Raw genomic sequence first — 405 nt, forward strand, 5'->3', positions numbered from 1 at the left:
GGCAGGGATCTTAGATTCTGTGCTTTTAAGCAGAGATTACAGGCTGGTTACGTTACCAGCTGCCGGGCCTTTAGCGCCGCTTTCGATGGTGAAGGACACTTTCTGACCTTCGTCCAGAGATTTGTAACCATCGTTCTGGATAGCAGAGAAGTGTACGAACACGTCTTTAGAGCCATCGTCAGGAGTGATGAAGCCGAAGCCTTTGTCAGCGTTGAACCATTTTACGATACCAGTCATTTTACCGGACATAGTGTATTACCTTTAATAATTAAGTGTGCCTTTCGGCGATATGGCGTGCTTTACAGATTTTGAAGCGTTAAAGGAATGTGCACTACGAGGGGTATCAACGATAACTCTTGAAGGGACTTGCCTTACTACACTGCTTTAATGGTCTGTACGGATCGG

1 protein-coding gene is annotated in these 405 nt (G+C 45.9%); it reads right to left on the reverse strand.

The window, feature by feature from the left end; all coding sequences use genetic code 11:
* Positions 1-36 precede the first annotated feature (36 nt).
* Positions 37-249: a transcription antiterminator/RNA stability regulator CspE gene (cspE, locus tag C5750_RS26200; protein ID WP_000014594.1), complete on the reverse strand. Its 213-nt coding sequence runs from the start codon at positions 247-249 to the stop codon at positions 37-39.
* Between the last annotated feature and the right edge of the window lie 156 nt (positions 250-405).

Source organism: Phyllobacterium myrsinacearum (genome assembly GCF_002980555.1).
Classification (GTDB): domain Bacteria; phylum Pseudomonadota; class Alphaproteobacteria; order Rhizobiales; family Rhizobiaceae; genus Phyllobacterium; species Phyllobacterium myrsinacearum.

What these genes read in the sequence shown, in the direction of transcription:
- cspE (WP_000014594.1), bottom strand. Translation starts at nt 249, where the DNA reads ATGTCCGGTAAAATGACTGGTATCGTAAAATGGTTCAACGCTGACAAA.